The sequence below is a fragment of the Larkinella ripae genome, from assembly GCF_054780775.1.
Map to the genome: position 1 here is coordinate 1 of NZ_BAAGVR010000032.1, position 7,804 is coordinate 7,804.

11 protein-coding genes are annotated in these 7,804 nt (G+C 52.8%); all 11 read right to left on the reverse strand.

Annotated elements, in window-relative coordinates; translation table 11 throughout:
- Nucleotides 1-107: 107 nt before the first annotated feature.
- On the reverse strand, nt 108-485 hold the full coding sequence (locus ACYVHX_RS28295; RefSeq protein WP_460675084.1) for a RusA family crossover junction endodeoxyribonuclease: 378 nt from the start codon (nt 483-485) through the stop codon (nt 108-110).
- Nucleotides 469-1,428 carry a DNA cytosine methyltransferase gene (locus tag ACYVHX_RS28300; RefSeq protein ID WP_460675085.1) on the reverse strand — a complete coding sequence of 320 codons (960 nt, stop codon included), beginning with the start codon at nt 1,426-1,428 and terminating at the stop codon, nt 469-471. The genes ACYVHX_RS28295 and ACYVHX_RS28300 overlap by 17 nt, the downstream gene beginning before the upstream one ends.
- 5 nt (nt 1,429-1,433) lie before the next feature.
- Nucleotides 1,434-1,745, reverse strand: coding sequence for a hypothetical protein (locus ACYVHX_RS28305; protein WP_460675086.1), 312 nt, complete (start codon nt 1,743-1,745; stop codon nt 1,434-1,436).
- A gap of 94 nt (nt 1,746-1,839) precedes the next feature.
- Nucleotides 1,840-2,751 (reverse strand): DNA-methyltransferase, encoded by a 912-nt coding sequence (locus ACYVHX_RS28310; RefSeq protein WP_460675087.1) that lies wholly within the window; start codon nt 2,749-2,751, stop codon nt 1,840-1,842.
- Entirely contained in the window at nt 2,735-4,111 is a 1,377-nt protein-coding gene (locus ACYVHX_RS28315) for a helicase-related protein (protein ID WP_460675088.1), read from the reverse strand. Before ACYVHX_RS28315 ends, ACYVHX_RS28310 begins: the two co-directional genes overlap by 17 nt.
- A 3-nt stretch (nt 4,112-4,114) precedes the next feature.
- Nucleotides 4,115-5,242 (reverse strand): DNA polymerase III subunit beta, encoded by a 1,128-nt coding sequence (locus ACYVHX_RS28320; RefSeq protein ID WP_460675089.1) that lies wholly within the window; start codon nt 5,240-5,242, stop codon nt 4,115-4,117.
- Nucleotides 5,239-5,568: a hypothetical protein gene (locus tag ACYVHX_RS28325; RefSeq protein ID WP_460675090.1), complete on the reverse strand. Its 330-nt coding sequence runs from the start codon at nt 5,566-5,568 to the stop codon at nt 5,239-5,241. Before ACYVHX_RS28325 ends, ACYVHX_RS28320 begins: the two co-directional genes overlap by 4 nt.
- 52 nt (nt 5,569-5,620) lie before the next feature.
- A complete protein-coding gene (locus tag ACYVHX_RS28330) occupies nt 5,621-6,592 on the reverse strand; it encodes an AAA family ATPase (RefSeq protein ID WP_460675091.1) in 972 nt (323 codons plus the stop codon).
- A 7-nt stretch (nt 6,593-6,599) separates the two neighbouring features.
- Nucleotides 6,600-6,977, reverse strand: a complete 378-nt coding sequence (locus ACYVHX_RS28335) for a hypothetical protein (RefSeq protein ID WP_460675092.1) — start codon at nt 6,975-6,977, stop codon at nt 6,600-6,602.
- The gene (locus ACYVHX_RS28340) at nt 6,974-7,414 is read right to left on the reverse strand and encodes a YopX family protein (protein WP_460675093.1); all 441 of its coding nucleotides are present in this window, start codon (nt 7,412-7,414) and stop codon (nt 6,974-6,976) included. The genes ACYVHX_RS28335 and ACYVHX_RS28340 overlap by 4 nt, the downstream gene beginning before the upstream one ends.
- Entirely contained in the window at nt 7,411-7,713 is a 303-nt protein-coding gene (locus ACYVHX_RS28345) for a hypothetical protein (protein WP_460675094.1), read from the reverse strand. Before ACYVHX_RS28345 ends, ACYVHX_RS28340 begins: the two co-directional genes overlap by 4 nt.
- Between the last annotated feature and the right edge of the window lie 91 nt (nt 7,714-7,804).

The window sequence follows — 7,804 nt, forward strand, 5'->3', positions numbered from 1 at the left end:
TCTGGCGTTGATGCGAAATACGCCCGTGTTGGTGCTGATCGTCAGCGTCGGGGTTTCTGCACCCCGATAGCTGGTCGGCATGGTCTTGTTATTGAATGACTTTAGGTTCATTTCGTCTGTCGCCCCTCGGCGGTGGTTTGTGGTTCGTTTGTTATCTGAATGACGGTCACCGGCTGTACCTTACGGCTGATCTTCACCTGCACGTAGTCCGGTGTGCCAACGATGGCGGGCTTGTCGTCTTCAATGATGCCTGAGCGCACCAATGCGTCAACTAGCGGCTTTGCGCCACCCACAAACCCGTCGTAATCGAGCGTTCCGGAACTGGAACGTGTGATGGTGATTCTGACCGGCCCGGCGAACCGCGTGCGCTTGTGCTCTAGCATGTATTTTTCGAGCCGGTTGCGGTAACTAGGGTAGTGAAAGCCCCGGCGACGCAGCTGATTCAGGCTGTAGATGGCGAACGGCAGGTTAATCGTGATGGTCATGTGCGGCCCCAGGTTGGGGGTTATCTAAATGATCAATTGCTTGAAAGAGTTGGTAAACGAGCTCAGGCACCACGGCGTTGCCAGCCGCTTTTATGGTTCGAGCTCGGTCCAGTAGCTCGGAAACCCCATCATTTCGAGAACGAACCGGGGATTGAGTTGGGAAGTCTTTCCATCTTCTCCTTCCAGTGCATGAATTGAATGGGCCAGCGTGTCGTTCTGCCTCTTCGGATCCTTTCGGGTGCATCCACCTTTTGCATCCGATGATGCTGTCGGCGTTGGCAGCAACACGCCGACCAGATTCCAATTGCCCCGTTTGAATTGTTTCGGGCTGGCATCTCGGATGTTGCCCATAGGCGTCGGCAGCAAGTTGCTTACCGCCCACCCCAATTTGTTGGGCTTCTGCCGGCCATCCCCGGAGCAATTCAGATTCAGGTCGTTGCTGGCTTTGCAGGCGTTCGGAGTGGGCAACAATCCAGACTCTATCGCGTCGGTGCGGGGCGTTGACACCGCAAGCTGGTATAACAAACGCCTGCGTTTGATAACCTTCATTTTCCAGGTCAGAAAGCACCTCGTCGAAAACCAGCCCGTCGTTCCAAGTAAGTAGCCCGCCAACGTTTTCCCCAACAACCCAACGTGGGGCGATCTGGCGGATAACTCTAAGCATTTCAGGCCAGAGGTGGCGGTCATCTTCCTTGCCCAGTCGCTTCCCGGCCTGGGAGTAGGGTTGGCATGGAAATCCTCCGCAAACAAGGTCGATTGACCCACGGTAGGGGCTTCCGTCAAAGGTTTTAATATCTGTGTGTCTGTGTGCATTGGGGAAGTTTTTAGCGAGTACCTTACGGCACCATTCATCCAGTTCAACCTGAACCACCGTCTCCCATCCCATCCATTCGGCAGCCAGGTCAAAACCGCCGATTCCGGCAAAGAGTGAAGCTATTTTCATCGTTCTCATTTACGTTTAAAATCCCCCACGCCCAGCCGCCTGCCCGTGCTCAGCGTCACTCCGATCTCGGTGGCGCGGTCGTGTACCTCATTGAGCACGTACCTTCGGTTACAGGCGAAGTTCAGCCGCTGCTCCCGAATCTCCTTTAAGATCGCTTCCAGCTCCGCCCGCGTCTGGGCCGTGGCGATGGCGTCCTGCAAGGATTCCTCGCTCTGGAACCGCCACTTGGCGGCCTGGATTTGCCCCTGCTCGTGGTACCACTCATCGCTGTGGGGTGGGAGCTTCGAGTCCGGGGCGAAGTGGACGTGCGGGGTCATAACGGGCGGAAGTAGAGAAAGGCGGCAAGGGCAAAGAACATAAGTGCGCCAATTAGCATCACTCCCATTAATCCGCTGTTTTCTGGATCTTGGTTCATGCTACCAGGTCGAATAGAGATTTTTGTGATGCCTGAAATGCTGCACTTTTGCTGTTCTTATCAGCTTCACTGAAGTAGGACTCCTTTAGCTCAAATCCGATCCCCTTCCGATTCATTTTTACGGCCTGGTAAACCTCTGATCCAATCCCGGCGAAAGGGGTCAGTACCGTATCGCCTTCGTTGCTCCACAGGTGCAAAGCGCGCTCGATGGTTTCCAGTTGAAGCGGAGCAATGTGCTTTTCGTCTTTTTCATCGCGCCCGGCTCTGGCGTTTAAGGTTTTGCCGTAGTCAATGTCCATCCAGACCGGCGAAGCGTATTTCTGCCAAAGATCAACCGGCAAGTAATCCGGTCGTCGTGGGTCCGTGTCCTGGTGAGTTACGGGGTGAATGGCATCGCCAGGCTTTCTAAATACCAATAGGTAATCCGGAATACCTACCCGTGACATGGCCGCATCTTTCTTGATTTGCTTATGCAGCAGTCCCAAGGCTTTTGTACGCTGCATTTCTGTTACGGGATTCTTCCAGATCGTTACCCGGGTGTGATAGATGAATCCGCGCTGCTCAAAGGCCCGAAGGATGTAGCCCGAGAAGTCACGAAGCCCAATAAACCCCTCCTTTCCTTTTTGGATCGGCAGGTCCATACAGTGAACCGCCACCAGGCGACCCGACCACAGCACCCGGTAAAGCTCATCGACCAGGTAGCCAAACTGCTCAAGAAATTCTTCGTAGTTGCGGCAGTTACCCATATCTTCTACCGCATCGCTGTATACGTACAGTTCGGCGAAGGGTGGTGAAAAGACTGAAAAGCCAACGCTTTCGTCGGGCAGCGCCCGGATTCCGGTTACACAGTCGCAGTGATAAAGCGCGTACTGGTCGGTGATGATCTGGTTGTTAACAAGCGGTTGCATAGCTGCGTATCCAGGAAGGAAGTTGAATGGGTTTACGACTCGTTAAGGGGTTAGACGCTTTTTCGATGTGATTCTGCGTAGCGCGAATCATTTGGGACTGCATCTTTTCGTGTTGCATTTGCTTCTTGCGAATGGATGCCACCACGTTTTGCATCGTGTCGGTGGTGATCAGATAGATCTGAACGGGGCGGTTTTGCCCAAACCGGTAGGACCGGCGAATAGCCTGGTAGAGCCCTTCAAACGAAAAGTCCAGTGAAGCAAAAACCTGGTTCGGGCAGTGCTGGTAGTTAAGCCCAAAGCTGGCAATCTTGGTTTTTGTTACCAGCACCCGAAAGCCTCCTTTGGCAAAACCTAACAGCCTGGCTTTTTTGGTTTCAGCGCTCATGTCGCCCCGAACCTCTACCGCGTCTGGAATGAGTCGTAGCATTTCGGTGGACTCTTCATTTTGCTTCACCCAGATGATAAAGGGTTCATCGGACGCATTAACAATGTCCGCTACCTGGCTTAGCCGGTCAACCTGGGTTAGGCGAAGCTCCTGATTAAAACTGGTAGCGTTCACGGCCATATCGTTAAATAGTGAGCCGTTATTGCGCTTGGGCGTTTTGATTTGCTTATCGTGAAGGTGTAACTGTGGCAAGTCGTAACCGGCCATATCGAATCCAATATCGTGCGGCTTTGACAGCATTACCGACCAGCTGGCAACCCAATCCCAGAACAGGCCCTCTGCGTGTTTTTTAAGACGCCACTGGCTGGTATCGCCCCCGTCGTGAACAAAATACATGGCCAGCATTTGGGTTCGGGTCATAACACCCAGAAATTCGGCATGGTTACCAAGTTCCATCGGATCGTTTGGTGATGGCGTGGCCGTGCAGGCTAATTTGTAAGGGGTGTTTCTAAACCGGTCAATGATCAGGTTACGAGTGGCCCCTTCAAAATCCTTCAGGATGCTGCTTTCATCGAGGACAATACCGGCAAAGTGACCCGTGTCGATATTGGCCAACTGCTCGTAGTTTGTTACATAGATGCCGGGAGCAGCTGAATGGTACTGATTGAAGTCGTTAACTACGATACCGAACTTTTTACCCTCCTGAATGGTCTGTTCGACGACAGCCAGCGGACACAGAATCAGCACCGGCTTACCAGTATGAATAAACACCTGTTCAGCCCACGCTAGTTGCTGAATGGTTTTGCCTAGTCCGCAATCCTCAAACAAGGCAAACCGTCCCTTTTTTAGGGCCAGCGCAACAATGAAGCGCTGAAAGTCAAACAGGCTGGCGTTTAGGCGGCTTTGATTGACAGCGAACCCCGATTCAACGGCGCGCTGTCTTTTTGCATCAATCAGGGCTTCGTAACTTGTCATTGATCAGGCCGTAACTGGCTGGTTAATATGGTGTGAGAAAATGACGCCGGTTGTGTTTTCGTCGATGATCAGCGTACCCCGGCTCGGCGTGCTCATTTTAAGCGTAATTGTTTCCCCTTCCAGATTCCTGAGTAGTTCGAGCAGCATGGATGAGTCAAAGCCCAGATCCAAAGGCTCACCGGTGTACTCGGTCAGGATCGTCTCGTGAGCATCCACCCCGTAAGCAGCATCATCGGCTGCGATTTGAATACCGTCGGGCGTTAACGAAAGCCGGATCATGCGGGTAATCGTGTCGCAGAAAAGCGATACGCGTTTGATGCTGGTGGCCAGTTCCAGGCGATTAACGATTATTTCCTTATCGTGGTTAGTGACTATCGCACCCTCATAGGGTAGGTAGTTTTCGTCGATCAGCATGGCCTTTAGGGTGCGTTGTCCAGCTAATACAATAATCTTACGATCCGACAGCTGCACCAACAGCGAATCGGTTGGCGCCAGGTCTTTGCTCAGACTGACCAGTTTTTTGCAGAAACTGGCTGGCACAATGATGTTTCGTCCGCCTTCCATCGAAAGGCCCGTATCGGCCCGAATAACCCTTGTTTTTCCGTCGCTGGCTACCAGGCGTAGCGTGTCGGCAAAGTGCCAGTAAACACCCGTTGTGTGGGGCATCATTTCGTTGTTTCCGCAGGCGTAGGAAACGCTTGCCAACCCTGATAACAACAAATACTTTTCCTGCTCATTGAACAGAACCCGGTGCTCAATTTCGGGCTCATCGTCTTTCAGGTTATACAGCGCCGGATCTTCGCCAGTCAGGGTGTATTTACCTGAAGTAAGCGCTACTTTATGAGCAAACCCATCCGGATTAAACTGAATCGTTGTTGGTCCTTCGGGCGCGCTAAACAGTAGATCGTTCAGTCTTTTGAAGGGGAGTAGTGCCGATGTTTCACCGAATGATTCAACCGGAACGTCGCAAATCAGGGTGGTGTGCAGGTCCGACCCGGTTAATGTAGCCGTGCCACCGGATACATCTATACGAACGTTCTCCATCACCGGTACAATCGGGTTCGGAAGAATAGCCTGCCCCACAAACGACAGGGCTTTTTTCAGGGCGTGAGATGCGATGATCAGTTTCATAATAATTGGCGGAGTTTATCAGTGAGGGTGTATCCGTATTTTGCAATAAGTTCTTCAAGAACCTGCTCCATTTCGTCGTCTTTGAGGTTCTTGGGTGAACTCTCAATTGCGTTCACGTAAGCCTTACGGCCTTCCTCTGGCTCAAGGAAATAGCCGTTGTCCTGAAGCGTAGAGATAGCATCGGCACAATCGCTGTCGTCGTCCGGATCGAAAGCGACATACCCCTTATCGGTCAAGTAGTCAATAATATCGTCAGTGTCGAACTGGTTTAAATCGGACTTGTCAGGCTTTGCTGACGGCTCTACGGGCTGTTGCTTGGTTTCCATTTCTCTTCGGGGGTTATGCCACCCGGCTCAGGGGCCGGGCAGCGGGTGGTGATCAGGCGGCTTGGGATTCTTGAATGGGGGCAAATACCTTGATCGGGTTGCCATTGCGGTCTTTCTGGGTGGAATCGATCAGCGTAAAGCCGTTTTCTTTGGCGTGATCGACAAGTTTGTTGATCAGCTCAGCGCGAACCTCCCGGTCAAATGTGGCCGACTTAAGCTGTACCCGCAGGCTGTCAATGGTTTTCAGGTCATTGGCGGACTGAATGGTCGCTAACCACTCTTGCTTAACTTCCTCCAATTCATCGGCCTGACGCTGCTGCTCCTGGCGGTCCAAATCCGCCTGATCCAGCCCCTTTTCGCACCAGTCACGAATCAGCTTGCCCGTTTCAACGGAAGGTACAAATCCCGGCTTGCCAGCGAACAACTCCGTGCGGTCTTTGGATGCCGACGCATTGTGGCGCATATCCAGTTCCAGATTGACCGTAAGCTCGTACTCAAAACCTTCCCGCGTCACCTCCTTCAAGCCGGCCTTCTCCACCTGAATCTTTCCGTTGTTGTCTTTGGTCATTTCATAGTCCTGCTTCCGGCGAACGGTGGTAATCATGTGGCAGGTACTGCTGACAATGGCTTCGATAAAAGCCTGATGGCGGGGTGTCACCTTGGCCCAGTTCTGGTACTTGCCGCCCATCTGATCGACAATCTCCAGACAGCCGCCTTTGCCATCCCATTCGTGGGTGATGCTGTCGATAATGATTACCTCCATGCCCTGCTTGTGGCAGATGTTAATGGCCTGGATGTAGCGTTCGGGCGAATAGTCCGGCGTTAACGGTACGACGTTGAATTCCCCCAGGTGTTCGTACAAATCAGCACTGCCGTTTTCGGTGTCGATCAGGGCAATCTTGGACCAGTCCCCGCACAGACCATAGGCGATCAGCAGGGCACTGTAGGTTTTACCGGCTCCTGACGGGGCGGAGAGTCCCAGACGAATCTTGGCCTTTTTTCGGGTCGCTTTACGAAATTCCATTGGTATATCAGTTGTAGTTTAAACTGTACGGCACACAACGCGGCCCTTCGGACACCAGCTTATCGCCGTGTTTCATGTGGTAGCGGAAGCATTCCCGGTAGCGGCCCGCGCTCTTGAGCATCAGCGCCACCAGAATCATTTGCCAGAACGGGCGTTTGCAGGGCGAAAGGTGCGTCAGGTAGTGATCGAAGAACGTGCGGGCCAGACTGTAAGCGTAGCTAACGACTTCGGCCGGCGGCTGGTCAGCAAACAGCCCGAATGTGTCACACAGGTTGCACAGGTCTTCTACCCACGTGTGCGTATTGGCCTGGGTGGCTTTCAGGGCACGGCGCTGGCGGGCGACCAGTTCCACGCTAAGCTGCTCGGTGAGGGTTAGGGTTCTCATGATTCGCGGAAGGTTTCGGGTGAATCGTGGAGATTTCCAACGACAACGTGCTTGCATATCTCATCGGCAAACACCCCGTACGTTTCTTGCAGAATGCCGTCAAGAGCAGAATCACCTACGGTTGTGTATTCTTCGCACTCCTGCTTGCTCAGCATCGCAAACCGGGACCACTCTTGAATAAAGACAATTGCCCAATAGTGGTATTTATCGACCTGCTCACCGTTGATTTCTTGCTCAATCAGGCTCCGGACAATATCACCCTCAAAAACCTCTTTGCCGTTCCGGTCGAATAGTCCAGTGAATTGCCCTAAAGTTGCCGGTTGGACTACATGAAAGCAGCCGTTCAGGTAAATAGCGTACCGGCCAGAATCATGAGCAAAAAAGCCGTAATGCCATTGCTCGCCTTTCGTAAGGCCCCGGAATTTGATCGTCCTCATAACTCCACCCGCATTAAGTGTTCCCACTGAATCACGCCCCAGTTGTCTTTGTCCGGCGTGGCCTTAATCACCCGGTAGTCGGGCGTTTTGCCCATCCGTTCGCGTTGTAGAAGCTCCTTACGGTTGGCGCTGAACTTCACCAGATACCCACCCATCCAGCCCGGGAACGATTCAATGGTAACGTTATGCACCATCGTAGCCGGAATACGCGCCAGTTTGCCGATGCGCTCCTTGATGTCAGCCGGGGCAACGGGCAGAGCCTCGTAGACGGTTGTTTTGAGTTGTTGATCGCGAAGCACGATAATTGGAATTGAGGTCGATGTTGTTAAATTTGCGTGTTGCATAATGAATTAGGAGTTACACCGCCCGAGCACCTCTCACCGTAGCTCG

Coding starts and splice junctions, on each gene's coding strand:
- ACYVHX_RS28295 (WP_460675084.1), bottom strand. CDS start 485: ATGACCATCACGATTAACCTGCCGTTCGCCATCTACAGCCTGAATCAG.
- ACYVHX_RS28300 (WP_460675085.1), bottom strand. CDS start 1,428: ATGAAAATAGCTTCACTCTTTGCCGGAATCGGCGGTTTTGACCTGGCT.
- ACYVHX_RS28305 (WP_460675086.1), bottom strand. CDS start 1,745: ATGACCCCGCACGTCCACTTCGCCCCGGACTCGAAGCTCCCACCCCAC.
- ACYVHX_RS28310 (WP_460675087.1), bottom strand. CDS start 2,751: ATGCAACCGCTTGTTAACAACCAGATCATCACCGACCAGTACGCGCTT.
- ACYVHX_RS28315 (WP_460675088.1), bottom strand. CDS start 4,111: ATGACAAGTTACGAAGCCCTGATTGATGCAAAAAGACAGCGCGCCGTT.
- ACYVHX_RS28320 (WP_460675089.1), bottom strand. CDS start 5,242: ATGAAACTGATCATCGCATCTCACGCCCTGAAAAAAGCCCTGTCGTTT.
- ACYVHX_RS28325 (WP_460675090.1), bottom strand. CDS start 5,568: ATGGAAACCAAGCAACAGCCCGTAGAGCCGTCAGCAAAGCCTGACAAG.
- ACYVHX_RS28330 (WP_460675091.1), bottom strand. CDS start 6,592: ATGGAATTTCGTAAAGCGACCCGAAAAAAGGCCAAGATTCGTCTGGGA.
- ACYVHX_RS28335 (WP_460675092.1), bottom strand. CDS start 6,977: ATGAGAACCCTAACCCTCACCGAGCAGCTTAGCGTGGAACTGGTCGCC.
- ACYVHX_RS28340 (WP_460675093.1), bottom strand. CDS start 7,414: ATGAGGACGATCAAATTCCGGGGCCTTACGAAAGGCGAGCAATGGCAT.